This is a genomic window from Desulfovibrio sp. 6_1_46AFAA, from assembly GCF_000224635.1.
Taxonomy (GTDB): Bacteria; Desulfobacterota; Desulfovibrionia; order Desulfovibrionales; family Desulfovibrionaceae; genus Desulfovibrio; species Desulfovibrio fairfieldensis.
Genome location: NZ_JH114301.1, coordinates 505,242 through 530,445, shown reverse-complemented (window position 1 = coordinate 530,445; position 25,204 = coordinate 505,242). Strand labels below are relative to the sequence as shown.

Here is a 25,204-nt window from a genome sequence, read left to right as displayed (position 1 = left end):
CATGGCGCTTTACAAGCATCTCCGGCCTGTTCCGGCGACAAGGCCCTTCCGCGGGCCCCGGCGTTTTCCCGCGCCGCACAACCTCCGCAAGGGCATGCCGGGCACGGAACACAACGGACGCTTTCTTTTGCAACAGCTGCTGGGCTGCGGCGGCGTTTGCGAAGTTTACGCCGCTCTGGATCTGCGCCGTGTGGAGTGGAGCGATGCCTCTCCCCAGGTGGCGGTGAAACGCCTTTTGCCGGAACTGACCCGGAACTATCAGGCTCAACTGGCCCTGGCGCAGGAATTCTGCATTCTGCGCCATCTGGTCCATCCCGGCGTGGTCCGCGTTTTTGACTTGCACAACGAGCCCTTCGGCCTCTGCTACAGCATGGAGCTGCTGCAGGGACGCAACGCGGGCGAGATCCGGCCCGGCGACCTGCCCGGCGCGGCCCTGGCGACCATGACCGCACGCTTTTTCGACGCCCTGGCCTTTCTGCACGCCCAGGGCATCGCCCACGGCGACATCAAGCCAGCCAACCTGCTGTTAAAAAGCGGGGAGCGCCCGGTGCTCATCGACTTCAACGTGGCCGCCGCCAGCGTGCGCAAGGGCGGCACACCGGCAGCCGTGGGGCTGCGCGAAAGCCTGCGCGTTCCGGCCCACAGCCTGCTCTACTCCAGCCCCGAACGCCTGGAAGGCGGCCCGCCCTCAATGGAAGACGATATTTTTTCGGCCTGCTGCACGGTACATGAAGTGTTCAGCGGCGCGCATCCCTTCAAACGGCTTTCCCCGGCCGAAGCCCGGCAGCAGGACATGGTTCCGGCCAGGCCGCCCGGCATCCCGCCCTTTCTGTGGCCCCTGCTGCGCCGGGGTCTTGCCTTCCAGGCCCAGGCCCGGCCCGACGCCGCAAGCCTGCGCCGCGCCTTTGCGGCCTGGAGCGCGCTCTGCAACTGCACAGGCCAGGTCCGTAATTTTTTCACCCCCTGACCGACCGGAGGATTGCCGTGGCCCTGCCCAAAGCCCTGCTCTGTGTTCTTGACGAACATCCACCCGCCCATTCTCCCGAGGAAGCCGCTCTGCGCGCCGTGGGCTTTTCCGCAGCCACCGTGCCTTGGCGGCAGACGTCCGCGCAACGGGGCTGGATGCGGCTTCTGCCCATTCTGGACGACCCGGCCGTGCAGGCCTGGGTCTTTTGCGGCGCGTCAACGGATTTCACCCCTGCCGTGCTGAATCGCATGGCCATGCTGACCCTGGCCCTGCGCCGTCCCAGCCCGCCCCTGACGGCCTGCCTGCTCACTGGCGACGGCCCGGAACCGGAACTGCCCCACTGGCTGGGGGATGTACGCGTCTTCCGCCGGGACAAGAACTTTGCCGCCAGGCTCATGGCCGCGCGTCTGAAATCCCGTCCGCTGCCGCCGCGCCCCTTTCATCTGGCAGCCCATTTGGACCCGCTCATCGGCCAATGGCTGGAAGCGGGACCGACAGAAGGCGCGCAATGGCCGGGCTTCATGGCCGGAACCCTGGGAGCCGAGGTAACGGCCTTCGGCGTGGGGCCTCGCGGCATACTGCCGCGGAAATGCACGCTTGAGCGCCCGCTGCGCGGCATCCGGGGAAACTGGGGCGGGCGGGAATTCTGCGCGTGCGCGGCCCGCAACCTCATCGGGGCTGACAATGCCTGCTTTCTGCGCGTGGAGGGTGAACCGGAGGCCATTTTCATAGCTCCCTACCCAGAAGAGGATGGCCTGGAAACACGGAACCAAAGCGCGGCATACCTTGAGTTGGCATAGCCACGGGCTGTCCCCGCGTCCGCACGGGTGCTCCGTGCCTGCCGTGCGGAGCGCTTTGCTCCATTGTGCCGTTTTCCAAAACGGTTAATGTCTCCCGAAAATGAGCCCTGGCCTAAACTTAAAAATAAATATAAGCTAAACTACAATATACTTTTTATCTCCGCACTCCGGCGGAGGAGATCCTATCCAGGCGAAAGGCTTGGTGAAATGTTTTGAGCCCGAGAATTGAGCCGAAGAGGACAATTAACGCCCGTCACATTCCCGGCGGGAAATGCGCCGTTTTTTGATCCATGCCGTTGAAGGGACGAAAACACATGAGAAAATCGCTTTGGCTCCTGCTCCTGACCGCCTGTATGACAGCCGTGGCCGTCGATCCAAGCAGGGCGGACGGCTTCTCCGCCAACGAAAATTTTCTGGCGACCGACACTGAACCGGACAACGTCCACCTGCCGAAAACCGCACCGCCTGTAGGCCTGGCTTTTGTCCGCCCTGATGATCAGTATGAGAGCCTGTATGACGACGCCCGGTTCATTACTCCGGCTTTCAAGCGGGTGGAGCGGCTCTACAAGTCCGGAAAAATCCGCGAAGCCTACGCGGAATGGCTGCAACTGGCCTGGCAGGGGGATATGTTCGCCATGGCCTCGCTGTCCGTGGTCAGCCGCGTGCACGCTGACCAGAGCTGGCCGGTGCCGCCGGAATTCTGGGAGGGCTGGCTGCTTACCCTGCTGGGCAAGGGCGAAGGCGGCTATGTGCTGGGCGTGCAGTACGCCATGCTGGCAGACCAGTACGAAGCGGGTTCCAGGAGCCGGGACTTCTTTTTGCAAAGCGCCCTGACCGGGCATTGGGCCGGTATGTACGGGATCTTCGCCACCGCCGGGGAGCGGGAGAGCACCCCCTTTTCTCCTCCGGCCACGCCGCCGGTCACGCCCATTCCAGCCCGTTTTATGGAAGATCACAACGGCGAAGCCCGCTACTGGCTGACCAGGGCCGCGGACTCCGGCTATTGGAAGGCCGCCGGGCTTCTGGCGACATATTACGCCAATCCCCGGAAAGGAGCGGCGGATTATGTACGGGCGGAGCATTACGCGGCCATCTCCGCTGAAAACGGTTCCGTGGAAAACGCCCTGACCCTTGGTGCCGGTTATGCCGATGGAACGTTCAAACACCATCCGCAGTGCGAAGGCTACTACAATTACATGCTGCTGGCGGACAGGCTCCGCTACAACAGCGAGCCGAGCATTGAACGCATCGGCCGGTTGATCAGGCATATCAAGTCCAATCCCGAATGTCAGAAGTCCGATGCCGTTGCCTCCGGCCTGGCCGAAAGCAAACAGCTCTATGAAAGCTGGAAAGCCCGCTCCTCCGAGAGGCTGCAACACAGAAACGAGCTGTACGCCAGGGCCAGAGCCCGGCTGCCCGAAGTCGGCGCCGCCCATGAAAAGGCTTTGCTGGAGTCCGCCCCGGCGAACTAGAGCGTTTTGATATTGAAAATATCTTAACGCTCTGTGTGGATTTTCCGTGAAAACCCGCACCGCGAAATTATCGCAAGGCGAATTTACTTCGCCGCTAAGCGATAATTTCAAGCGCAAAATGCTCTAGGTGTACAGTCCCGTGGTATGGCGGCGTGGAAAAGCCAATGTGTTTTTCCCGGCATCCGGCCTTGTTTTTTGACGCATAAGCGGGCAAGCTGCCTGGAATACGCTGGAGGATTTCATGCAGCTTCGCGACCTGACCATGGTATTCTCCTCCTTCGCTTCCATGGCAGCCGGGGTGTTCCTGCCCGGACTGGCCGGTCCGCTTGAAGCCATGCCCCGCCTGATGCTGATGGTCATGCTCTATCTCAGCTTTCTGGCCGTGGGGGCCGGAGCCCTCTGGGACGAACTGCGCGCCATGCCCGGCATCGTCTGCCGACTCACGGTCTTGCGTCTGCTGGCGCTGCCGCTCTTCGTCTTTGCCGTCTTCCGTCTGATCATGCCCGAATTTTCCCTGGGGGCCCTGCTGCTGGGCGCGGCCCCGGTAGGGGTCATGGCCGCCGTGTTTTCGCTCATGCTCGGGGCCAATACCGCCCTGATTCTGGTGGGCAACATCCTCACCTCCCTGCTGCTGCCGCTCAGCCTGCCGCTTCTGCTCTCCTGCACGGACGGCGTCCTGCGCACCCTGGGCACGGGCGGCCTGGACCTGCCGGAAAACTTCTCCCTGGGCGGCATGACCATCTCGCTCTGTATCACAATTCTGATTCCCTTTGCCGCCGCCATGGTCACCCGCGCCCTGCCACGGCTGGCCGGGGACATTCTGCGCCGCCAATTCCCTCTGCTCACCACGGCCATCGTCATTTCCAATCTGGGCATTTTCAGCAATTACGCCGGGGTGCTGCGACAATCCCCGGCCCTGATCCTGCACGCCCTGCTGGCGTCCTGCCTGCTCTGCGTGGTCATGACCGTGGCGGCCCTTCCGGCCACGCGCGGCATGCCCCGCCAGGTGCGGCTGGCCTTTCTGATCTCCTTCGGGGTCATCAACAACATTCTGCTGATGATCGTCAGCAACGAATTCTTCACTGTCAACGAGGCCCTGATGGGCGCGGCTTACCTGGTGCCGCTGTACATCCTGCTGTTTTATTACCGCTATTGCAGCCGGACTCCGGCTCCGGCCCGCTGAGCTCGGCTGTACGGATTTTCCGTTACTTTGGTTTCAGGAGGCGATTATGGAATGGATATTCCTGGCCGTGGTGGCCTTGCTGGGCCTTGGCTTGGCGCTGCTGGGCGGCTTTGTTTTTCTGCGCTGGCTGGCCCGGCTCTATGCCGCGCCCCGGCGTCCGGCGCATCCCGCCGCCGACGCTGCCCGGCCGGAAGCCGGGCAGCCCGCCCCTGAAACAGAAAACCGCCCCACAATGGAAACAACCGTCCCGGCAGCGATCCCGTCCCTGCGCGAAACCTGCCCGGATCAGGAAACCCGCGCCCTGCTGCGCACGCCTCTGGCCCGTTTCAGCATTGTGACCTTTATCGCCGTGGTGTTGCTGTTGCCCCTGATGCTGGTCAAGGATCTCACGGACGAGCGCGCGAGTCTGTACCGCAGCGTGGTGCGGGACATCAGCAAGGCGTGGGGTGGGGAGCAGCAGATCACCGGTCCCATCCTGCTGCTCCCCTACAGCGAACGCCAGATCACCTCCCGGACCGTGCGCAATGAGGATCCCAAAGCCGTTGGCGGCGAAGAATACCGCGTCATCAAGGAGAGCCGCCTGGTGCCGGGCTATTTCGTGCTGCTGCCCGCCAGAGCGGATTTTACCTGCAATCTTGATCCGCAGGAGCGACAGCGCGGCATTTACCGCTCCCTGGTCTACACCGCCAGGCTGCGCATGGCCGGGCATTTCACGCTGCCGCCTCTCGAAAGCCTGAAACGCATTGCCCCGGACCTGGAAAGCGTGGACTTTCAGCGGGCTTTTGCCGTCGTGGGGCTCTCCTGGCCCAGCGCCCTGCGCACGGTGGGCCCCTTTGTCTGGAACCGGGCCGAACTGGCCGCAGAACCCGGCACTCAGCCCTTTAGCGCCGTGAAGGAGGGCTTTCGCATTCCCGTGCCGCTGTCGCCGGACGTCAAACAGTATGATTTCTCCCAGGAGCTGGTTTTCAACGGCAGCAGCGGCATTTCCTTCACGCCCGTGGGCGGCGTCACGGCTGTCAGCCTGAGCTCGCCCTGGCCGCACCCCAGCTTCAGGGGCGACATCCTGCCCGTGAAGCGCGAGGTTTCCGCCACAGGCTTCACGGCGGTTTGGGACATTCCCTCCCTGGCCCGTTCCTACCCCAATCTGGGCACGCTCAAAACCTGGCCGGACCGCTTCACCTCCTTCGCCGCCGGAGTGGCCTTGTACGAATCCGCCAGCCATTACCATCTGATAGAACGCTCGGTGAAATACGGCATCCTGTTCATCGGACTTACCTTCCTGGCCTTCATCATTTTCGAATTGAGCCTGAATGCCCGCCTGCACCCGGTGCAATACGGCCTGGTGGGTCTGGCCATGGTGGTTTTTTATCTGGTGCTGCTTTCGCTTTCCGAGCATTTCACCTTTCTGCCGTCCTATGCGGCGGCCTCGGCCTGCACGGTGCTGATGATCGCGTTGTACGCCGGTGCGGCCATGCGCAGCGTACGGCAGGGCTTCAGCGTGGGACTGCTGCTCACGGCCCTGTACAGCCTGTTGTACGCCATCCTGCAAATGGAGGACTATGCCCTGCTCATGGGCACGGCCCTGGTGCTGGTCATGCTCGGCGTGCTCATGGTGGTGTCGCGCAATCTGGCTTTTGAGCGGACATGAACGAGCGCGGGGCGGTCTCCGTACTTCGGAGACCGCCCCGCGCTGAAAAAAAGCCGTTTAGTTCAGGGAGTGCGGCCCTATTGTTCCAGATCCGGGGACAGGCCGAAAAGATAACGCCGCAAAAGGTCCAGAGCGTGGCTGGCGGCCCGGTTGCGGGTCCAGTCCCGGCCGAGATAGCGGCCCTGGGGGCGCATGACGCGCAGCCGGACGCCGTCTTCGGCGCTGAAGGCGATATAGACCAGGCCCACGGGCTTTTCGGGCGTGCCGCCGTCCGGTCCGGCAATGCCCGTAATGCCCAGGCCGAAATCACTGTTGTAGCGCGTGCGCGCGTTTTCAGCCATGCAGCGGGCCACTTCCGGGCTCACGGCCCCGTGCGCGCGCAGCATGTCCCCGGGCACGCCCAGCAAACGGGTTTTGGCCTCATTGGCATAGGTCACCAGGCCCGTGCCGAACACCGCCGACGCGCCGGGCTGATCCGTGATCCGCTTGGCCAGCAGGCCGCCGGTGCAGGATTCCGCCGTGGTCAGGGTCAGCCCGCGCCGGATCAGCTCCGGCAGCACCACGCTTTCCAGGCCGGCGACATTCACGCCGTAAACCACGTCCCCCAGACGTTCGCGCACAGCCGCCACCAGAGGCGCGGCCAGCGCCTCGGCGGCTGCGGGGTCGTCAGCCTTGGCCGTGACCCGCACAAACATTTCCCCCTCGGTGGCGTAGGTGGCGGCCGTGGGATTGGCCCCGTCCGTCAGGTCCTTGATGCGCATGGCCGCCGCGCCTTCGCCGATGCCGAAGGTGCGCACCATGAAGGAAGCGATGGCCCCGTGGGCGTAGCGCTGCAAAAAGGGCGTCACGCCCGTCCGCAGCATGGGCAGCAACTCTGACGGCGGGCCGGGCAGCAAAAGTACGAACTTGCCGTCCCCGGCAGGCACGGCGCAGCCCGGCGCGGTGCCCACGGCATTGGGAAAGGCCACGGCCCCGCGCGGCAAAAAAGCCTGCTTGCGCTGATTGGCGCCCATGGGGCGGCTGCCGAAATACTCTTTGAGCCGCTCCAGGCTGTCCGCGTCTTCCTCCAGCGGCGCGCCGGTCACGCGGGCCACGGTTTCCTTGGTCAGATCGTCGTCCGTGGGTCCCAGGCCGCCGGTGGTGATGACCAGATCGCTGCGCGTGAGCGCCTCGCACAGCACGGCTTCCAGACGCCCGGCATTGTCGCCCACCACATGAACGTGCAGCAGATCCACGCCTAGGGCCGAAAGTTCGCGCGCCACATGGGCCGCGTCGGTATTGATGGTATGGCCGAGCAAAAGCTCGGTGCCCACGGAGATGATTTCCGCCTTCATATGACCTCGCTTGCTTCTGAATGATCCACCAAGCGAAGTCTACGCCTCAGACCTCCTGGCCGCAACGCCCGGAAGCCGGGAGTATCGCGCTTTTTTCTTGACAGGACGCCGGGTTCCGGAGAAAATAATTCTTATTTATTTAATAAGATTTAGGCATTTGATTTCCGTCCAAACCCGCCTTTTCCGGAGCAAGCCCATGAGCGCCACCCGTCCCCTGCACTTTGAAACCCTGCAAGTTCACGCCGGTCAGGAACAGGCTGATCCGGCCAGCGGCGCCAGGGCCGTGCCCATCTATCAGACCACGTCCTATGTGTTCGGCAACTGTGACCACGCCGAGGCCCGCTTTAATCTGAGCGAGCCCGGCAACATTTACGGCCGCCTGACCAACCCCACCCAGGAGGCTTTCGAAAAACGCGTGGCCGCCCTGGAAGGCGGCGTTGCGGCTCTGGCCATGTCCTGCGGCGCGGCGGCGGTCAGTTGCACACTGCTCAATCTGGCTGGAGCGGGTCAGCATATCGTGTCGGAAAAAACCCTCTACGGCGGCACCTACAATCTGCTGGCCCACACCTTGAAAACCTGGGGCATTACGACCACCTTCGCGGACCCGGACGTGCCCGGCTCCTTTGCCGAAGCCATCCGGCCCGAAACCAGGGCCATTTATATCGAAAGCCTGGGCAATCCCCACAGCAACATCGTGGACATCGAAGCCCTGGCCGCTCTGGCCCACAGCCACGGCATCCCCCTGGTCGTGGACAATACCTTTGCCACGCCCTGGCTGCTGCGCCCGCTGGAATACGGCGCGGACATCGTGGTCCATTCGGCCACCAAGTTCATGGGCGGCCACGGCGCGGCTCTGGGCGGGGTGATTGTGGACGGCGGGCGCTTCGACTGGACGGCTTCGGGCAAGTTTCCCCAGTTCAGCGAGCCGGACCCCGGCTACCACGGCCTGAGCTTCGTACAGGCCGCCGGAGCGGCGGCCTTTGCCGCGCGGGCACGGGCCGTGCTGTTGCGGGACATGGGCGCGACAATCGCTCCCCTGCACGCCTTTCTCTTTTTGCAGGGGCTGGAAACCCTTTCCCTGCGCGTGGAACGCCATGTGTATAACGCCCTGGCCGTGGTGGATTTTCTGCGCGCGCATCCGTGCGTGGAGCGGGTCAATCATCCCAGTCTGTCGGAAAGTCCCAGCCACACCCTGTACAAAAAGTACTTTCCCAGGGGGGGCGGTTCCATTTTCTCCTTTGAAGTCAAGGGCGGCGCGGCCGAGGCAAGGGCCTTCATCGACCGGCTGCGCATCTTTTCCCTGCTGGCCAATGTGGCGGACGTCAAATCTCTGGTCATCCATCCGGCATCCACCACCCATGCCCAGCTCAGCCCGGTGGAGCTGGCCGAAACCGGCATTAGGCCCAACACCGTGCGCCTGTCCATCGGCATCGAGCATATCGACGACATCCTGGCCGATTTGGGTCAGGCCCTCAGAGGCTAACGCCTGTCATCCGGAAACGAACCGGCGGGGCAGGCCCCAGGGCAGACACATCTAAAAAGTCTTTATTCCCCGATAGATCAGGGAACGAACAAAAAGAGGCGAAACCACCTTTGCTCCGCTGCTCCGCCGGAGCGAAGCGCAGGCGGATGGCTGGTGCCGGGAGAATCCTAAAAAATGCGCTGGCCGTTGCCGCGTCAGCGGCTTGCTTGAGCCGTTCACGGCGAAGCCGTGTTACGGATCAAGACAGCACCGCCACGGATAGCGACAGCGATTTTCCTAGATATAATTTTGTGTAGCCAATTGCTGTCGTTATCCGTACGGCTAAAGCTCCTGAGCCGCAACGGCTGAAGCAAGATTTTTGCGTGCCGACAAGGAAAATGGCGCTTTTTGCGCGGAAACCGACCAAAAGGCGGCCCAAAGGGCCGTGCCCGTTGGCGAGCCGTGCGAGCCTTACGGGCATCGAGAGCAGGGCTGTACTCAAGTACATGAGCAGCAAAAAGCACCAGATGACGTCGCCAGCGCCAAAAAGGCTGGTTTTGACGGATAATCCCGTCAAATAAGAGGTCAGCAAAAGCTGAAATTAGATGCGTCTGCCCTGGGGCAGGCCCTGGGACGTCTTGCCCTCCGTTCCGCCAAAACATAACATACTTAATAGCCCGCCATGCGCGGGCCGCTTTGTTTCCAGCCCCTCAGCCCAAGGAGTCCGCCATGTTCGCATCTCTGGGAGCACTGCCCTTTGCCCTGCCCGCGCCCGCCTTTCTTGTCGGCAGTTATGACCGGGACGGGCGGCCCAACATCATGACCGCCGCATGGTCCGGCATCTGCTGCTCGCGCCCGCCCTGCATCGGCGTGGGCATTGCCCGCGAACGCTGGAGCCATGCCGCCCTGCAGGAACGCCGCGCCTTTACCATCAGCATCCCCTCCGCCGCCATGGCCGCACAGGCCGACGCCGCCGGGATGCGCTCCGGGCGGGATACGGACAAGTTCGACCTCCTGGGCCTCACGCCCGTCAAAGGCGAGCTGGTGGACGCGCCCTATGTGGCCGAATGCCCGGCCGTGCTGGAACTGCGCCTGCGCGAGCAGCATGAACTGGGCACGCACACCTTTTTCATCGGCGAAGTCCTGGACGTGAAGATCCGCGAGGATTGCCTGGACGCCAAGGGCAGGCCGGACCCTGCTCTGATCTCCCCGTTGCTCTACGCGCCCGTGAGCAGAAATTACTGGTGCCTGGGCGAAGATCTGGGCAAGGGCTTCTCCCTGGGCAAGGAGGCCGCCGGTCTCGGACAGCCCTGAACCAGACGGCCCCGGCATGGGCCAAGGTCTCATTTGGAAAATCAGACACACAAAACCCGTAGGCTTTTCGGCGGCGCAACCGCCATGAGGCAGCAAAGAAGCACGTTTTTTCGCAATCAGATACGCGAGAGCTTATCTTGTCATTTGAACAGGCATTGGATAAACTTATGCAAGGCCCGGTGTCCGGGGCCTTGGCGCGGAACAAAATGTTTTGTCCGCTGCCGCGCAGCACAGACTGCCAGCCGATTTGCAGGCGCATCATTCGCAGGAGAAATCTTCATGTTGAAAAAATGTGTGGCCTTTGTGTTCGTCATGCTGCTGGCCCTGCCCGCCATGGCCGAGGAGCTGAGCACGAAATATTTCACGGTCAATGTGCCTGACGGCTGGAAGGCCGTCATGCCGCCCACGGAAAATCAGGGCATGACCAGCGCCATCTTTGCCAAAGCCACGAGCGGCGTTTCCGTAACCATGGTGGTGGGCCCCAGCAGCGGCTCCGACGCCAAAACCATTGCCGGCATGTTCGCCACCCAGTTCAAGGCGGAAAAGCCCCCGGTGGAAAAGAACGGCCAGTACACCTTCAACTTCACCCAGCAGGGCGTGCCCTGCCAGGCCTGGGTCGCCACCCAGGGCGACGTGTTCATGGTCACCTCTTTGGCCGGCAACCACAAGGAAGCGCTGGACTTCATCAAAAAGAACGTCAAAAGCGCCGACTTCCCCAAACTGCTTCCGCAATAGGCGAAGCAGCCGCAGTAGTGAAAAGCGCCCCGCAAGGGGCGCTTTTTTTACGCGATCTCCTACCGGCCGACGCCGGAAAAAGGAACCCGAGGCCGGCCGGGTTTCAGCCAGGACCGGCTCCCAACGCAAAAAAGGATAGCTATCCTCCCGCCCCACGCCGATTGGGACCGCCCGGAATGACCACCAGTGCGGCGTCCCGCCGGTCCGCCGTAGCCTCCGCGCGTGCGGATTCGCTTCAAATATCTATTGCTACTTTTTTAAAATTTGTGTTACCTATAGATTCGCATATGCACGCGGGCGGGTCTGAGTCGGTATCCGCCGTCATCACAAGCCATAAAGGACAAAACTATGTGGAAAATCTGTTGCGCAAGCCTGGCCCTCTTGTTCTGCGTCGCCGCGCAGGCCGAGGCGCATTTCGGCATGGTCATTCCCTCCACCGCCACGGTGACGGAGAAAAAAGACGCTGATCTGAAACTGGATATTTCCTTCTCCCATCCCATGGAAATGCAAGGCATGGATATGGCCGCGCCCAAGGCCTTTACCGTCACCCTGGACGGCAAGAGCGAAGACCTCAAGGCAAGCCTCAAGCCCGCCACCGTCATGGGCCATAAGGCCTGGCAGGCCGCCTATAAGATCAAGAAGCCCGGCGTCTACCAGTTTGCCGTGGAACCCGAGCCCTATTTCGAACCCGCCGAAGATACTTACATCATCCACTATACCAAAACCGCCGTTGCGGCTTTCGGTGGCGAGGAAGGCTGGGATGAGCCTTTGGGCCTGAAGACGGAAATCGTGCCCCTGACCCGGCCTTTCGGCAATTATGCGGGCAACGTCTTCCAGGGTCGCGTGCTGCTGGACGGCAAGCCCGTGCCCGGCGCTGAAGTGGAAGTGGAAAGCTACAACAAGACCAAGGGACATACGGCGCCCAATGAATATTTCGTCACCCAGGTGGTCAAAGCCGATGAAAACGGCGTGTTTTCCTACGGCGTGCCTTGGGCGGGCTGGTGGGGTTTCGCGGCCCTGAACACGGCCAAGGAAAAGCTGGACTACAAGGGCGAGCCCAAGCCCATTGAGCTGGGCGCGGTGCTCTGGCTGGAATTCGTGGCTCCCAAGACCAAATAATTCCAGAGTCGGTTTTTAGAAGGATTTGGCAGACGGGCTTTGCCCTGTCGCGGACGAGCATTTCAGGCGTTGCTCTAAAGATGTGCCGCAATCCCGCGCCGGGCCGAACACTCCCTCCCCCGGCCCGGCGCGGGATTGCTCCAAGGAAACAGCATGCATATCGCGGAAGGCGTTCTTTCCCCCGCCGTGCTCGGCGCGGGTGCGGTCCTGGCGGCGGTCGGCACGGCCATCGGCCTGCGCAGGCTGGACTATGACCGGCTGATGACTGTGGGCATTCTTTCAGCGGCTTTTTTTGTGGGCTCACTGATCCACGTGCCCGTGGGTTTTTCCAGCGTCCATCTGATCCTCAACGGCCTGGTGGGCGTACTACTGGGCTGGGCGGCCTTTCCCGCCATTCTGGTGGCGCTGCTCCTGCAGGCTTTGCTCTTCCAATTCGGCGGCCTCACAGTGCTGGGCGTGAACACCTTTACCATGGGCTTTTCCAGCGTGCTGGCCTGGTATTGCTATCGGGGCATCGCCCACATCTGGCCCGGCCCGGCGGGCATCCGCGCGGCCGCCTTCTGCGGCGGAGCGCTGGGCGTGGCCCTGGCCGCCGTGCTTACCGCCCTGGCCCTGGCCTTTACCAGCGAAGGCTTCTGGGCCGCCGCGCAACTGCTGCTTCTGGCCCATCTGCCCATCATGCTGGCCGAAGGACTGATCACCATGTTCACTGTGTCCTTTATCGCGCGAGTGCGGCCCGAGATGCTCCAGACCGCGCACGCCTGAATCCGCCGCATCCGAAGGAATTTACCATGAACAACGCTCCCTTCCTCGCCCCATGCCGCCCGGCGGCCGCGCTTTTACCGCTTCTGCTGCTGGCCGTGCTGGCCGCGGCGCTGCTGGCTCCGGCACCCGCCCTGGCCCACAGGGTCAATATCTTCGCCTGGCTGGAAGGCGGCGACGTGGTTGTGGAATGCGGCTTCAACCGTAGTTCGCCGGTCAAGAACGGCTTGATTACCGTCTTTGACGCGGTGGACGGCAAGGAACTGTTGCAAGGGCACACCGACGACGCGGGACGGTTCAGCTTCCCCGTGCCGCAGGCGGCGCGCGAAGGCCACGGCCTGCGCATCCGGATCAACGCCGGTGAAGGGCATCAGAACGAATGGGGCATGGACGCCTCCGAATTTTCCGGCGCGGCCGCACCCACGGCAAGCCCTGCGGAAAAGGTGGAAGGGACGGAAAAGACTGAGGGCGCGGCGGCCCCTGCCACAACCGCCGCGCCTTCCGCCCCGGCGACTCAGGCCGTTTCAGGCGCCACGCCGGACCAGGTGCGCGCCATCGTCAACGCCGCTCTGGACGCCAAGCTGGGACCCATCCGGCGCGATCTGGCGGCCCAGGTCAATGCCGGACCGGGCATTCAGGAAATTATCGGCGGCATCGGCTGGATTCTGGGGCTGGTGGGCATAGGCCTTTACTTCAAGGGACGCCGCATGTAGAGGACAGCCTAGCTAAATACCGGAGCGGGCGTCCTCAACACTTTGAAATTGTACAATCTCAAAGGTAATCTGCTCTAACGATCAGTACGGACGGCTTTTGCCGTGCGCACTGAAAACATGCGACGGGGAGCCGCAAGCGGCGGATACCAATCGCGGCACGCGACTTTTATTGAGAATTCGCATACAAAAGAATGCATCGTGTTCGACCAGCCCTTTGTCCGACCGTCGCCCCTCCAGGCCATTGACCCGCGCGTGCGCTTGGCGCTCGCCGCACTGACCGCCGTATGTCTGGCCCTTTTGCAGAATCTGACGGCCTGCTGGCTGGGTCTGGCCCTAGGGGCGGTTCTGTTGGCGGTTGCTCGTCCTCCGTTGCTGCCCCTGTTGCGACGGCTGGCGACAGTAAACCTCTTTATTCTCTTTCTCTGGTGCGTGACGCCCTGGACCACCCCGGGCGCGGTTCTGGCCCAATGGGGCATCTTTGCCGTCAGCGTCGAGGGCGTGCGTCTCTCCCTGCTGGTGAGCATCAAATCCAACGCCATTGTCTGCGTTTTTCTGGCCCTGGTCGCCAACATGGATTCGCCCACTGTGGGCCATGCCATGGAACGGCTGTGCTGCCCCCGGAAACTGGTTTTTCTCTTTCTGTTCACGGGCCGCTATGTACACGTGCTGGCCACGGAATGGCAGACGCTCAACGTGGCCGCGCGCCTGCGCGGTTTTACGCCGCGCACCAACCTGCACACCTACCGCACATTGGCCTCCCTGCTGGGTCTCCTGCTGGTACGCAGCTACGAGCGCTCCTTGCGCGTGCGCGAGGCCATGCTGTTGCGCGGCTTCGAGGGTCGTTTCCGGTCCGTGGCCGTATTTCGCGCCCGCCCCGTGGACGCGCTGTTCGCTCTGGGTCTGCTGCTCTGCCTGGCGGGCATTGTCTGGACGGAGTATGAAGGAGGCCCGCATGTCTGACACCCCTCTTTCCGGCGCTTGCGAATCCGCCATCTTCAGCCTGGAGCAGATGCACTTCGCCTACGCCCGTGAGGGCGAGGCCCGCACGGTGCTGCGCGATGTGAATTTCTCCCTTTTCCCCACGCAAAAAGTCGGCCTCTACGGCCCCAACGGCAGCGGCAAGACCACTTTTTTCCGCTGCATCACCGGACTGGCCCGGCCGCAACAAGGGGTGATCCGTTTTCACGGACACATCCTGAGCGCAGAAAAAGACTTCCGCGAGCTGCGCTGCAAAGTGGGTTTTGTGCTCCAGCACGCCGAGGACCAGCTTTTTTTTCCCACCGTGCTGGAAGACGTGGCCTTCGGCCCGCTCAACCTGGGACTCACGCCCGACGAGGCGCGCCAACGGGCTTTGGAAACCCTGGAAAATCTGGGGCTCGCGGGTTTTGAGCAGCGTCTCACCCACCGTTTGTCCGGCGGCGAAAAAAAACTGATCTCCCTGGCCACGGTGCTGGCCATGCGGCCCGAGGCCCTGCTGCTGGACGAGCCTACCAACGGTCTGGACAACGACGCGCGCCAACGGATCATTGACATCTTGCGCGGTCTTTCCACAGCCCGGATCACCATTTCCCACGACTGGGATTTTCTGGCCCAGACCTCCACGGAATATCTGACCATTCTGGACGGACGCCTCACCTCCTGCGCCCCTTCCTTCGCCCACGCCCATATGCACGCGCATCCGCTGGGCAACGAACCCCATGAACATTAGAGTGGATTCCCTTTGAAACGCCTCGCGTTTTAAAGATTCATTCAGCCGAGCACCGCGGTTTTCGGCTGAATCCCCGCCGCCTCGCATTTCAACTTTGAAATGTTCTAACACCGCATAGCTGCTGCCGATGCCCGCAAGCGGCCCCCTGCCGCGCCCGGCGTCTTATCAGCTGCCCTGTAATTATTTTCTGGACTCAAACGCCTTTTACGCATAGTATTGAGATATAAGTCCTATAGTCGCCGCTGCTGCGGCAATCGTCCTGTTCCGCGAAATAGCGTCTCTGAAGGCTTGCCCGACGCGGAAGTTTACGATAAAAAGTGGCCCTTTCGTTATCCTGCCCTCCAAAGCCGGAAGAGGTTCCTGCCATGGTCCATTTGCCCCGCCCCACAGGCTGCCAGATACAACTCGGCTCGCCCGACCCATTGTGGGAATGGCATATTCCCACGGACGCGCTTTTTCTGAGCGAGGGCGCCCGCCGCAAGCTGCGTCTTGAAAAAGATACCCCACCCACCATGGCGGCTTTTGCGGCGCACATCCCGCCGGACTGCCTGCCTTCGCTGCACGAGTTGCTGGAAGGCGTGCTGAGCGGGGCCAGCGGGCCCATGCTGGAACTTGTCTACCCCTTTGACGACTTACTTGTGCGCGCCTGCCTGCTGATTGTGGAGCGAAATAATGAAGGCCGCGCCGTGCGCGGCGTCGGCCAGTACAGCGTCTCCGAGACCCTGGCCTACCGCCCCTCCGTGACTACCGGCACGGGCACGCCGGACACGGGTTACTGGCAGTGCTCCCTGACGGAGCGGACTATCCGCATGGACAGCCGCTGTTGCGCCCTGCTCGGCTATGCCGATCCCCGGCCGATGGTCATCAGCCCGGAACAATGGCGGCAACGTCTGCACCCGGAAGAAGGGGCAGCCTCGAGCTGCCGCTATCAGCTCACCCTGGAACTGCCCCAGTGGGGCGACAGCATTGAGGACGTGCTGCGCGTCCGCCTGGAAAACGGCGAATACGCCCGCTTCGCCCTGCACGGCACCGTCCTGGAACGCGATGCCGACGGCCACGCCAAAGAGCTGGCCGGCAGCCTGCAACGCATCGACGCCGCCAGCGCTCCCGCGCGGGACAGCTCCCAGGACGCGGGCCGCCTGCTCCTGGCCATCAACGCCGCGGGCGACGGCCTCTGGGATTGGGACGCCGCCACCGATGAAGTCTATTACAGCCCGCGCTATCTCTCCATGCTGGGGTACACGGCGGAACAGTTTGCCGGTGATCTTGAAACCTGGAAAAAAAAGATCCATCCGGACGACATCCACAAAATCGTGCCGCCGCAGGCGGCTCTGGTGGAGTCGCCGCGCTACGGCGATTCTTTTGAATGCACCTACAGGATAATGCGCGCCGACGGCACCTGGGCCTGGATACTGGGACGCGGCTATGTGACCCATCGCGACGTCAACGGCAGGGCCACGCGTCTTGTGGGCCTGCATACGGACATCACCACCACCCAGGGCGACAGGGCCAAACTGGAGGATATGGTCAGAAACGACGCCCTCACCGGCCTGCGCAGCCGCACCTTTTTCAATATGGAAGTGGAGCGCATCGAGCAGAACCATATCCGCCCGGTGAGCGTTATCGCCTGCGACGTCAACGGTCTCAAGCTGATCAACGACTATCTGGGCCACGCCACCGGCGACACATTGCTGGCGGACACGGCCCTGCTGCTGCGCCGCTCCCTGCGGGCCACGGACTGCATCGCCCGCATGGGCGGCGACGAATTCACCATTCTGCTCCCCAGTTGCCCCGAGGAAACCGCCCTGAAAATTCTGCTTGAGCTTCAGCGTACCTTTGAGGAGCACAACAGCGCGCCCGACGCCATGCCCCTGCTCCTGGCTTTCGGCTGTGCCAGCGCGGAAACCAAGGACATGCCGCTTTCCCGGACGCTGGTGGAGGCGGACAGGGAAATGCTGCGCCAGAAGCATGCCCAGCGCGGCGCGGCTCATGAAAAGATCAAGGAATGGATCGAGCGCAATAAAAACGTCACAGTCTGCCTTGAGGACTGCCGCTACATCTGACGCGCCGCGCGCGGGAAAGGCGGATTTTGTAACATAACCGCAAAATTACAGAAAGGCTGACGCAAGAGTATTTTTCTCTTTTGCTTTGGGCACAAAGCTCATCCCGTCCATTCGATTGCCTGGCCCGGTGCGCAGGCCCTCTTGACGGCGGGCGCGCCTTTGGGCCACAATCCGGTCATGCCATCGGACGATACCCCCTCAGATCCCGACCCCGCTCCTGACAGTCAGGACAGCCCCATGGTGGGCCAAGCGGAAAGCGGGCAGAAAATACTTCAGTTCCTGCAACGGCGGCTCAATCTGCCGCCGACCCTGTTGCACCGCTGGATCCGCACCGGCCAAGTGCGCCTCAACGGCGGCCGCTGCAAACCCTTTGTGCGCGTAAAGACCGGCGATGTGGTCCGCCTGCCGCCCTTTGCCCTGAAAATGGCGGCCCAGAGCGGAGCCGCGCCGGTCAGGACGACGGACGCGGTCCCCGAGCCTCCGGCGCGCCCCCCGGCTCTGGAAGCGTCCGCGCCCCTGCCGCCCGTGGTGGGCGCGGAAGGCCCGGTCTGGGCACTGTTCAAGCCCGCCGGTCTCCCCACGCATCCGGGCACCGGGCACAGTGACAGTCTGGCTACCCGCCTGGCCGACCACTACGCCCAGGCCGCCTTCAAACCCACGCCCGCCCATCGGCTGGACAAGGACACCTCCGGCATTCTGCTGGTGGCCGCCACGTTTTCGGCTTTGCGCGAGCTCCAGGAGGCCATCCGCCAACGGAGCCTGATCAAGGAATACGTGGTCTGGGTCCGCGGGCGCTGGCCCTGGCCCGAAGCCCGCCTGCTGCGTCACCAGTTGCGCAAGGGCCTGGAACGCGGCTTTGAAAAGATGCGGGCCGTGCTCACCGCCGCCGGGGAGGAACGCGCCCAGGAAGCCCTGTGCCTGGCCCGGCCCCTGCGCGTATGCGAGCACGAAAGCCTGCTGCTGATCCGCCTGTTCACGGGCAGGACGCATCAGATCAGAGTGCAGCTGGCGAGCCTGGGGCATCCCGTGCTGGGCGACGTCAAATACGGCCCACCGGAACAGCGCGTTGGGGGGGGGCCCATGTACCTGCACGCCCTGCGCGTGATCCTGCCCGGAGGGCGGATTTTCGCCTGCCTGCCGGACTGGGACGCAGAGCATGCCGTGGGCGTCCTGCCGGAAGTCATGATGGACGGCACCGCATTTCCGGCGCGGGTGGGGGAGGAAGAGACATGCCCAGCATCTACGGACTGAAACCAGCCTTTCAGAACCTGCTGCGCCCTCTGACGGCGCGTCTGGCGCGCAAGGGAGTTACCGCCAATCAGGTGACCTGCCTCGCTCTGGCGCTTTCCCTATTGTTGGGCGGCGTGCTCTTTGTCTGGCCCGTCCCGGTGCTTTTCATCCTTTTGCCGCTCTGGTTGCCCGTCCGTATGGCGCTCAACGCCGTGGACGGCATCCTGGCCCGCGAGTACGGCCAGAAAAGCATCCTGGGCTGCTATCTCAACGAACTGGCTGATATCCTTTCCGACGCGGCCCTGTACCTGCCCTTTGTCCGCCTGCCGGATTTCGGCGCGGGCTGGGTGCTGCTGTTCATTTTTTTGGCCGCATTCACAGAAACAGCCGGCATCATCGGACCGCTGGCGGGCGCGTCCCGCCGCTACGACGGCCCTCTCGGCAAAAGCGACCGGGCCGCTGTTGTGGGCCTGCTGGGCCTTCTGGTGGCCTGCCTGCCGCTGCCTGCCGTTTTTCCATGGGTGTTTCCCATCCTTTCGCTTCTGCTCTGCCTGACCTGTGTCAATCGCGTCCGGCATGGTATTGCCGAAGCCCGGAGCGCCACCCCGAACTGATCATCACGCAAAGCGCCGGGGATAGACATGCGCCCGCAGGAAGAACATTTTTCATCTCGCACGACGGCTTTCAGTTCTTCCACCGCCACTGAACCCGCAACAGGCGCGGTGGTGCGGATGTACCGCAGGCACGAGCATTGAGGGCGCGCGGTTCCTCCGGCTGACGAACCGGATCTGCCTGACTAGCGCATCTTCGCCTGGGATCAGCGCGGCCTCGGGCGTACCCGGTCCGCGCTCATGTGGACGCCCTGCCTGGCGGGGAAAAAGCCCCGATCTGGACGCCGCGCTGACACGTGTGCGCCGCGCGCGGCCCCAAGTGGCACGACATCCGGAACAGTTGACAGCGGCGCAATCCGCATTGCGGCTGTCGCGGAAATAGACTAAAATAAAAGTTCTATAGCGGTGCTGAAACAAGCGGATCCAAAAGGCCTTCGTCACTGCGAGGAAATACCGTGATGGCATGGCAGGAACAAAAAATGGCCTTGCTGGCCTGCTTTTTGCGCGGTTTGACGGGCGTCCGCTGCCTCTGGCCCCACGCACGCGCTTCACGGCGGCAAAGCATTTACTACGCAAATCATACAAGCCACCTGGACGCCCTGCTGATCTGGGCCTGTCTGCCGCGGGCCGCGCGCATGCGCACGCGTCCCGTGGCCGCTGCGGACTACTGGAATAAAAGCCGGATGCGGCGTTTTTTCGCCCTTGAGATATTCAACGCCGTCCTGGTTCCGCGCCCTGCGGAACACTTCTCCCGGGAAGACGCGCAGCGCAGCCTAGCCCCGCTGCATGCGGCCCTGGAACAGGGCGACAGCCTGATTTTTTTCCCTGAAGGTACGCGCAACAAAGGCGAGGCCCGCCTGCTGCCCTTCAAAAACGGCCTGCACCGCCTGGCACAGGCCCACCCCGACGTGGATCTAGTGCCCGTCTGGCTGGACAATCTGAACCGCGTGCTGCCCAAGGGACAATGGCTGCCCCTGCCGCTGCTGTGCAGTCTGATCATGGGCGAAGCGCTGCCGCCCTGCACAACAGGTGAGCACCACAAACTTTTTCTGCGCCGGGCCGCCGCTGCCCTGCTTGATCTGGCCCCCTCCCGGGCGGAACTCTCCACCTCATGAGGCCGCCATGTTGACCCTGCTGCTGGGAACTCTGCTTTTTCTGACCGCAAGCACCCTGATCGGCTATTGGCTCGCGCGGCGGCACGGCCCCGATGTGCCGGAATGGATAGCGAATCTCCAGGCCCGCAACCGGGCATGGTGGGCGATGATCGCGGTTTTCGGCTTCGCGGTCTGGCTGGGCGCGTGGGCGGTGACGACTCTGTTCATCTTCGTCTCCTTCAATGCCCTGCGCGAGTTCGCCACTCTAGCTCCGTCCCGCCCCAGCGACCATCGGGCGCTCATCTGGAGTTTTTTCGTCTTTCTGCCACTCCAGTACGGCCTGATCCTCTACGGCTGGTACGGCCTGTACTCCATCCTGATCCCGGTATACGCCTTTCTGCTCCTGCCCTGCTTCACGGCCTTCAGCGGTGACTGCTCCCATTTTCTGGACCGGGTGGCGCGTGTGCAGTGGGGCATCATGCTCTGCGTTTACTGCATCTCCCACATCCCGGCCCTGCTTCTACTGCCTCTGCCCGACGGTATGGGCATGGGCCTGGTGGTCTTTCTGATAGCCGTAGTGCAGGCCAGCGACGTATTTCAATACATCTGCGGCAAAGCCCTGGGCCGCCACAAGCTCGCACCTGCCATTTCCCCTTCCAAAACCGTGGAAGGCCTCGTGGGCGGCATAACGCTCGCCACCCTTCTGGGCGGGGCGCTTTCTTTTCTGGGGCCATTCAACCTCTGGCAGGGCCTGATCATCGCCCTGCTGATATCCGTCGCGGGCTTCTGCGGCGGCTTTGTCCTCTCGGCCATCAAACGCGACCGCCAGGTCAAGGATTGGGGCACCTTCATCCAGGGACACGGAGGCATGCTTGACCGCGTGGACTCTCTGTGTTTTGCTGCACCGATTTTCTTTCACGTCATCCGATACTGGTGGACCTGAGCTTTTGCCCTCAGCCTGTTCACCAAATCATATAAGGTTAACCCATGTCTGAAACCCTGCCCTATATCGTTCTGGTGGGTCGCCCCAATGTGGGCAAATCCACCCTGTTCAACCGTCTGATCCGCAGCAACCGGGCCATCACCCATGACAGGCCCGGCGTCACGCGCGACCGCATGGAAGGCGTGGTGCGCCGCAAGGACCTGCCCTCCTTCGGCATTGTGGATACCGGCGGCATCACCCTGGACGCGCACGCCGCCGTGACCGAAGGCCCCGAAGGCATCCGCGGCTTTGAGCGGGACATCCTGGCCCAGGCCGAGGCCGCCCTGGCCGGGGCCGCCGCCGTGGCTTTCGTGGTGGACGGGCGCGACGGCCTTCTGCCCCTGGACGAACATCTGGCCGCGCATATCCGGCGCATGGGCCTGCCCACGCTCTGCGTGGTCAACAAGGTGGACGGCGAGGAGCGCGAGGACCTGCAGATGGCCGAGTTCCACAGCCTGGGCTTTCCCCTGCTGCCCGTCTCCGCCGAGCACGGTTACAACATCAACGCCCTGTGCGAGGATCTGGCCGCCCTGCTGCCCGAAGGCGCTGTCGAACCCCCGGCGCCCCCGGCCCTGCGCCTGGCCATGCTGGGACGGCCCAACGCGGGCAAGTCCTCCCTGATCAACGCTCTGGCCGGGGAAGAACGGATGATCGTCTCCGACGTGGCCGGCACCACACGCGACAGCGTGGACGTGCGCTTCAGGCGCGACGGGCAGGATTACGTCTTTGTGGACACCGCCGGAGTACGCCGCCGCACCAGAATCACGGACAGCGTGGAAAAATATTCGGTCAACGCGGCCATCAAATCCAGCACCAAGGCCGACGTGACCCTGCTCACCCTGGACGCCACCGAAGGCGTCAGCCAGCAGGACAAACGGCTCATGGACATGCTGGACACACGCAAGACTCCCTTCATGGTTCTGATCAACAAATGTGACCTGATACCGCCCGCCGCTCTGGCCGCCCTCAAAAAAAACATAACCGAAACACTGGCCTTTTGCGGGCATGTGCCCATCCTGGCGGTTTCGGCCCGGACCGGCACGGGCCTCAAAAAGATCCTGCCCCTGGCCCGGAAGATTCATGAGGAATGCCAGGTGCGCATCCCCACGGGCCGGCTCAACCGGGCCATGGAAGAGGTGCTCACCCGCCATCAGCCGCCGGTGGTCAAACGGGTACGTGCCAAGTTCTTCTACCTTACCCAGGCCGAAACCGCGCCGCCGACCTTCGTCTTTTTCGTCAGCGACGCCGAGCGTGTGCCCGAAAGCTATACCCGTTACCTGGAACGCGCTTTGCGCAAACTCTTCGGCATCAGCCACGCGCCCATGCGCATCCATCTGCGCTCCAGCCACAAGAAAAAAAGTTGAGCGTCACGCTTTCGCGGAATGCCCCGAGGCCGGGCATTTTCCGCAAAGCGGCGAAAACAGCCGCTTGCGGGCGCGAAGCGCATTGACAGAATCCGCGCAATAATGCAATAGAAAGGCCTTATCTATATGCAGACTGATGACAAACTCCGCTTACGCGGTGTTTGCGCCGCCATCGGCTCGTTTTCAGGAAAACTTGCCGGGCGGAAAGGCACAAAAATCAGTCGCTGCGTTGCTGCCTGTTTCCTTAAGCCGCGTTGCGGCTAAAGGAGAATGCCCGGTGCTGCCGGGTACCCTTCGGGCAGCTGACGCACGGCAACGCCGTGACCCGCTTCTGATTTTTGGTCGCGTTGACTTTGTCAACGCTCTTATGCGGAGCGCGCTCCGCACGCACATTTTTTCCGGAGGAGGGGCAGATGAAAAGAGGCATGACCTTGCTTGCGGCAATGGCTTTCTGCGTGGCGATGACCGCGCCCGCGCTGGCTGCGGATCCCATTAAAATCGGCGTCCAGGGCGCCCATTCCGGCGATCTGGCCTCCTACGGCGTGCCCAGCCTGAACGCCGCCAAGCTCGTCATTGACGACGCCAACGCCGCGGGCGGCGTGCTCGGCGGGAAGGTGGAAGTGGTCTCCCAGGACGACCAGTGCAAGCCTGAAATGGCGACCAACGCGGCCACCAAGCTGATTTCCGACAAAGTCGCCGTGGTCATCGGCCCCATCTGTTCCGGCCCCACCAAGGCCGCCCTGCCCCTGTTCCAGGACGCCAATCTTATCGCCGTGTCCCCCACGGCCACCACGCCCGGCCTGACCGAAGACGGCAAACATCCGCTCTTCTTCCGCACCGTGGCCAACGACAACGCCCAGGCCCGGCTGACCAGCGACTTCATGCTCAACAAGTTGAAGGCCAAAAAAGTCGCCTATCTGCATGACAACGGCGACTACGGCAAGGGTTTTGCCGACAACAACCGCGTGTTCATGGAAAAGGGCGGCGCGGAAACCGTGCTTTTTGAAGCCGTTACCCCTGACGCCGTGGACTTCTCCGCCGTGGTGCGCAAACTGCGCCGCGCCAAGCCCGACATCGTGGTTTTCGGCGGCTACCAGCCCGTGGCTTCCAAGCTGATCCAGCAGATGCGCCGCGACCGCCTGACGACCCCGTTCATCGGCCCCGACGGCGTGAAGGACGAGACCTTCCTTAAAATGACCGGCAAGGACAGCGAAGGCGTATATGCCTCCTATCCCAAAGACACCAGCACCCTGCCCGAATACAAGAAGGCGCGTGAGGCCCACGTCAAGGCTTACGGCAGCGAGCCCGGCTTCGGTTACTATAACGCCTATGCCGCCGCCCAGTGCCTGCTGGCCGCCATTGAAAAGGCGGGCGGCACGGATACGGCCAAAATCAAGGAAGTCTTGCGCACCAACCCGGTGGACACCCCGCTGGGCAAGATCAGCTTCAATGAAAAGGGCGACGCCGCCGGCATGGCGCTCTCCATCTATCAAGTCAAAAACGGCAAGTTCGTGGAGCTGGACCACAGCCTCACGCTTCAGTAGCACTGGCGGGGGCGCGGGACGCCGCGCCCCCTTTTCCGCCCCGCGGCGGCGCGGCAGTCTCAGGTCTGCTCTTGCGCCCGCCGCGTGCGGCGCTTGCGCGCGGGGATGATGCCTGCGCGCGCATCAGCATTCACCAGGCAGCCGGCAGGCCGGTAATCTGGCGGGCCCATGCCCGCGCGCGGGAAAGCATGGACATCCAATTTTTCATAGAGCTCTTTTTCGGCGGGCTGACCAGGGGCAGCATCTACGCGCTGATTGCTCTGGGCTATACTCTGGTATACGGCATCATCGAGCTCATCAACTTCGCCCACGGTGAAATCTATATGCTCGGCGCGTTTACGGCCCTGCTGGTGGCCGGTGTTCTGGGCGTCTACGGCTTCCCGGCCGCGGGCATCCTGATCATAGCCGCGCTGGCCGCCGTGATCTGGTGCGCGGCCTACGGCTTCACCCTGGAAAAAGTGGCCTACAAGCCCCTGCGCGGCGCGCCGCGCCTTTCCCCGCTGATTTCAGCCATCGGCATGTCCATTTTTCTGCAGAACTACGTGCTGCTGGCCCAGACCTCCGACTTTGTGCCCTTTCCCCGCCTGTTGCCGGAAATGGAATTTCTGGAATATGTCAACTACGTCATGGGCCCCAGCGACTTTCTGATTCTGCTGGTCAGCACCCTGGCCATGGTGGCCCTCTCGCTCTTCATCCGCTTCACGCGCATGGGCAAAGCCATGCGGGCCACGGCCCAGAATCGCAAGATGGCCCTGCTGCTGGGCATCAACGCCGACTGGATCATTTCCCTGACCTTCATCATCGGTTCGGGACTGGCCGCGCTGGGCGGCGTGCTGATCGCCTCGCACATGGGCCAAGTCAACTTCGGCATCGGCTTCCTCGCCGGGCTCAAGGCCTTTACCGCGGCGGTGCTCGGCGGCATCGGCTCCATCCCCGGGGCCATGGTGGGCGGCCTTGTGCTGGGCTTGGCCGAGAGCTTCACCACCGGCTATTTCTCCGGCAACTACGAGGATATTCTGGCCTTCGGCATTCTGATCCTGATTCTGATTTTCCGCCCCGACGGCATTCTGGGCAAAGCCAAGGTACAGAAGGTGTAGCC

22 protein-coding genes are annotated in these 25,204 nt (G+C 62.8%); 21 read left to right on the top strand and 1 reads right to left on the bottom strand.

The window, feature by feature from the left end:
- Position 1 precedes the first annotated feature (1 nt).
- The 5 genes from HMPREF1022_RS05740 (at position 2) to creD (ending at position 6,070) form a co-directional block, all read left to right on the top strand.
- The gene (locus HMPREF1022_RS05740; protein ID WP_009302305.1) at positions 2-967 is read left to right on the top strand and encodes a serine/threonine-protein kinase; all 966 of its coding nucleotides are present in this window, start codon (positions 2-4) and stop codon (positions 965-967) included.
- 17 nt (positions 968-984) lie between these two features.
- Positions 985-1,767, top strand: a complete 783-nt coding sequence (locus tag HMPREF1022_RS05735) for a hypothetical protein (protein WP_009302303.1) — start codon at positions 985-987, stop codon at positions 1,765-1,767.
- A gap of 314 nt (positions 1,768-2,081) precedes the next feature.
- Positions 2,082-3,239 (top strand): sel1 repeat family protein, encoded by a 1,158-nt coding sequence (locus HMPREF1022_RS05730; RefSeq protein ID WP_009302301.1) that lies wholly within the window; start codon positions 2,082-2,084, stop codon positions 3,237-3,239.
- A 241-nt stretch (positions 3,240-3,480) separates the two neighbouring features.
- Positions 3,481-4,422: a symporter gene (locus HMPREF1022_RS05725; RefSeq protein ID WP_009302299.1), complete on the top strand. Its 942-nt coding sequence runs from the start codon at positions 3,481-3,483 to the stop codon at positions 4,420-4,422.
- A 46-nt stretch (positions 4,423-4,468) separates the two neighbouring features.
- Positions 4,469-6,070, top strand: coding sequence for a cell envelope integrity protein CreD (gene creD, locus HMPREF1022_RS05720; RefSeq protein WP_009302297.1), 1,602 nt, complete (start codon positions 4,469-4,471; stop codon positions 6,068-6,070).
- Between the two features lie 77 nt (positions 6,071-6,147).
- On the opposite strand, the gene HMPREF1022_RS05715 is transcribed toward creD, so the two are convergent.
- A complete protein-coding gene (locus HMPREF1022_RS05715) occupies positions 6,148-7,404 on the bottom strand; it encodes a competence/damage-inducible protein A (RefSeq protein WP_009302295.1) in 1,257 nt (418 codons plus the stop codon).
- A gap of 196 nt (positions 7,405-7,600) precedes the next feature.
- Between HMPREF1022_RS05715 and HMPREF1022_RS05710 the strand changes: the two genes are divergently transcribed.
- From HMPREF1022_RS05710 to HMPREF1022_RS05630, 16 genes are all read left to right on the top strand, one after another.
- Positions 7,601-8,887 (top strand): O-acetylhomoserine aminocarboxypropyltransferase/cysteine synthase family protein, encoded by a 1,287-nt coding sequence (locus HMPREF1022_RS05710; protein ID WP_009302293.1) that lies wholly within the window; start codon positions 7,601-7,603, stop codon positions 8,885-8,887.
- A gap of 708 nt (positions 8,888-9,595) precedes the next feature.
- Complete coding sequence (locus tag HMPREF1022_RS05700; protein ID WP_009302291.1) at positions 9,596-10,180, top strand: flavin reductase family protein; 585 nt, start codon at positions 9,596-9,598, stop codon at positions 10,178-10,180.
- A gap of 279 nt (positions 10,181-10,459) precedes the next feature.
- Positions 10,460-10,915 (top strand): hypothetical protein, encoded by a 456-nt coding sequence (locus tag HMPREF1022_RS05695; RefSeq protein WP_008685008.1) that lies wholly within the window; start codon positions 10,460-10,462, stop codon positions 10,913-10,915.
- Between the two features lie 348 nt (positions 10,916-11,263).
- Complete coding sequence (locus tag HMPREF1022_RS05690) at positions 11,264-12,034, top strand: DUF4198 domain-containing protein (protein WP_008685009.1); 771 nt, start codon at positions 11,264-11,266, stop codon at positions 12,032-12,034.
- 153 nt (positions 12,035-12,187) lie between these two features.
- Positions 12,188-12,799 (top strand): cobalt transporter CbiM, encoded by a 612-nt coding sequence (cbiM, locus tag HMPREF1022_RS05685; RefSeq protein ID WP_009302287.1) that lies wholly within the window; start codon positions 12,188-12,190, stop codon positions 12,797-12,799.
- A gap of 26 nt (positions 12,800-12,825) precedes the next feature.
- Complete coding sequence (locus HMPREF1022_RS05680; RefSeq protein ID WP_009302285.1) at positions 12,826-13,509, top strand: hypothetical protein; 684 nt, start codon at positions 12,826-12,828, stop codon at positions 13,507-13,509.
- Positions 13,510-13,707: 198 nt separating this feature from the next.
- The gene (locus HMPREF1022_RS05675; RefSeq protein ID WP_008685014.1) at positions 13,708-14,469 is read left to right on the top strand and encodes an energy-coupling factor transporter transmembrane component T family protein; all 762 of its coding nucleotides are present in this window, start codon (positions 13,708-13,710) and stop codon (positions 14,467-14,469) included.
- Positions 14,462-15,217, top strand: coding sequence for an energy-coupling factor ABC transporter ATP-binding protein (locus tag HMPREF1022_RS05670; RefSeq protein WP_008685016.1), 756 nt, complete (start codon positions 14,462-14,464; stop codon positions 15,215-15,217). Before HMPREF1022_RS05675 ends, HMPREF1022_RS05670 begins: the two co-directional genes overlap by 8 nt.
- A gap of 365 nt (positions 15,218-15,582) precedes the next feature.
- Positions 15,583-17,280, top strand: coding sequence for a sensor domain-containing diguanylate cyclase (locus tag HMPREF1022_RS05665; RefSeq protein ID WP_009302280.1), 1,698 nt, complete (start codon positions 15,583-15,585; stop codon positions 17,278-17,280).
- Positions 17,281-17,517: 237 nt separating this feature from the next.
- Positions 17,518-18,531, top strand: coding sequence for an RluA family pseudouridine synthase (locus HMPREF1022_RS05660; protein WP_009302277.1), 1,014 nt, complete (start codon positions 17,518-17,520; stop codon positions 18,529-18,531).
- On the top strand, positions 18,510-19,124 hold the full coding sequence (locus tag HMPREF1022_RS05655; RefSeq protein ID WP_009302275.1) for a CDP-alcohol phosphatidyltransferase family protein: 615 nt from the start codon (positions 18,510-18,512) through the stop codon (positions 19,122-19,124). Before HMPREF1022_RS05660 ends, HMPREF1022_RS05655 begins: the two co-directional genes overlap by 22 nt.
- A 455-nt stretch (positions 19,125-19,579) precedes the next feature.
- On the top strand, positions 19,580-20,236 hold the full coding sequence (locus HMPREF1022_RS05650; RefSeq protein WP_009302274.1) for a lysophospholipid acyltransferase family protein: 657 nt from the start codon (positions 19,580-19,582) through the stop codon (positions 20,234-20,236).
- Positions 20,237-20,243: 7 nt separating this feature from the next.
- Positions 20,244-21,158: a phosphatidate cytidylyltransferase gene (locus HMPREF1022_RS05645; protein ID WP_009302272.1), complete on the top strand. Its 915-nt coding sequence runs from the start codon at positions 20,244-20,246 to the stop codon at positions 21,156-21,158.
- Positions 21,159-21,202: 44 nt separating this feature from the next.
- The gene (gene der / locus HMPREF1022_RS05640; RefSeq protein WP_009302270.1) at positions 21,203-22,561 is read left to right on the top strand and encodes a ribosome biogenesis GTPase Der; all 1,359 of its coding nucleotides are present in this window, start codon (positions 21,203-21,205) and stop codon (positions 22,559-22,561) included.
- Between the two features lie 413 nt (positions 22,562-22,974).
- A complete protein-coding gene (locus HMPREF1022_RS05635) occupies positions 22,975-24,105 on the top strand; it encodes a branched-chain amino acid ABC transporter substrate-binding protein (RefSeq protein WP_009302268.1) in 1,131 nt (376 codons plus the stop codon).
- A 188-nt stretch (positions 24,106-24,293) separates the two neighbouring features.
- A complete protein-coding gene (locus HMPREF1022_RS05630; protein ID WP_009302267.1) occupies positions 24,294-25,202 on the top strand; it encodes a branched-chain amino acid ABC transporter permease in 909 nt (302 codons plus the stop codon).
- The last annotated feature ends 2 nt before the right edge of the window (positions 25,203-25,204 follow it).

What these genes read in the sequence shown, in the direction of transcription:
- HMPREF1022_RS05740 (WP_009302305.1), top strand. Translation starts at nt 2, where the DNA reads ATGGCGCTTTACAAGCATCTCCGGCCTGTTCCGGCGACAAGGCCCTTC.
- HMPREF1022_RS05730 (WP_009302301.1), top strand. Translation starts at nt 2,082, where the DNA reads ATGAGAAAATCGCTTTGGCTCCTGCTCCTGACCGCCTGTATGACAGCC.
- HMPREF1022_RS05725 (WP_009302299.1), top strand. Translation starts at nt 3,481, where the DNA reads ATGCAGCTTCGCGACCTGACCATGGTATTCTCCTCCTTCGCTTCCATG.
- creD (WP_009302297.1), top strand. Translation starts at nt 4,469, where the DNA reads ATGGAATGGATATTCCTGGCCGTGGTGGCCTTGCTGGGCCTTGGCTTG.
- HMPREF1022_RS05715 (WP_009302295.1), bottom strand. Translation starts at nt 7,404, where the DNA reads ATGAAGGCGGAAATCATCTCCGTGGGCACCGAGCTTTTGCTCGGCCAT.
- HMPREF1022_RS05710 (WP_009302293.1), top strand. Translation starts at nt 7,601, where the DNA reads ATGAGCGCCACCCGTCCCCTGCACTTTGAAACCCTGCAAGTTCACGCC.
- HMPREF1022_RS05700 (WP_009302291.1), top strand. Translation starts at nt 9,596, where the DNA reads ATGTTCGCATCTCTGGGAGCACTGCCCTTTGCCCTGCCCGCGCCCGCC.
- HMPREF1022_RS05695 (WP_008685008.1), top strand. Translation starts at nt 10,460, where the DNA reads ATGTTGAAAAAATGTGTGGCCTTTGTGTTCGTCATGCTGCTGGCCCTG.
- HMPREF1022_RS05690 (WP_008685009.1), top strand. Translation starts at nt 11,264, where the DNA reads ATGTGGAAAATCTGTTGCGCAAGCCTGGCCCTCTTGTTCTGCGTCGCC.
- cbiM (WP_009302287.1), top strand. Translation starts at nt 12,188, where the DNA reads ATGCATATCGCGGAAGGCGTTCTTTCCCCCGCCGTGCTCGGCGCGGGT.
- HMPREF1022_RS05680 (WP_009302285.1), top strand. Translation starts at nt 12,826, where the DNA reads ATGAACAACGCTCCCTTCCTCGCCCCATGCCGCCCGGCGGCCGCGCTT.
- HMPREF1022_RS05670 (WP_008685016.1), top strand. Translation starts at nt 14,462, where the DNA reads ATGTCTGACACCCCTCTTTCCGGCGCTTGCGAATCCGCCATCTTCAGC.
- HMPREF1022_RS05665 (WP_009302280.1), top strand. Translation starts at nt 15,583, where the DNA reads ATGGTCCATTTGCCCCGCCCCACAGGCTGCCAGATACAACTCGGCTCG.
- HMPREF1022_RS05660 (WP_009302277.1), top strand. Translation starts at nt 17,518, where the DNA reads ATGGTGGGCCAAGCGGAAAGCGGGCAGAAAATACTTCAGTTCCTGCAA.
- HMPREF1022_RS05655 (WP_009302275.1), top strand. Translation starts at nt 18,510, where the DNA reads ATGCCCAGCATCTACGGACTGAAACCAGCCTTTCAGAACCTGCTGCGC.
- HMPREF1022_RS05650 (WP_009302274.1), top strand. Translation starts at nt 19,580, where the DNA reads ATGGCATGGCAGGAACAAAAAATGGCCTTGCTGGCCTGCTTTTTGCGC.
- HMPREF1022_RS05645 (WP_009302272.1), top strand. Translation starts at nt 20,244, where the DNA reads ATGTTGACCCTGCTGCTGGGAACTCTGCTTTTTCTGACCGCAAGCACC.
- der (WP_009302270.1), top strand. Translation starts at nt 21,203, where the DNA reads ATGTCTGAAACCCTGCCCTATATCGTTCTGGTGGGTCGCCCCAATGTG.
- HMPREF1022_RS05635 (WP_009302268.1), top strand. Translation starts at nt 22,975, where the DNA reads ATGAAAAGAGGCATGACCTTGCTTGCGGCAATGGCTTTCTGCGTGGCG.
- HMPREF1022_RS05630 (WP_009302267.1), top strand. Translation starts at nt 24,294, where the DNA reads ATGGACATCCAATTTTTCATAGAGCTCTTTTTCGGCGGGCTGACCAGG.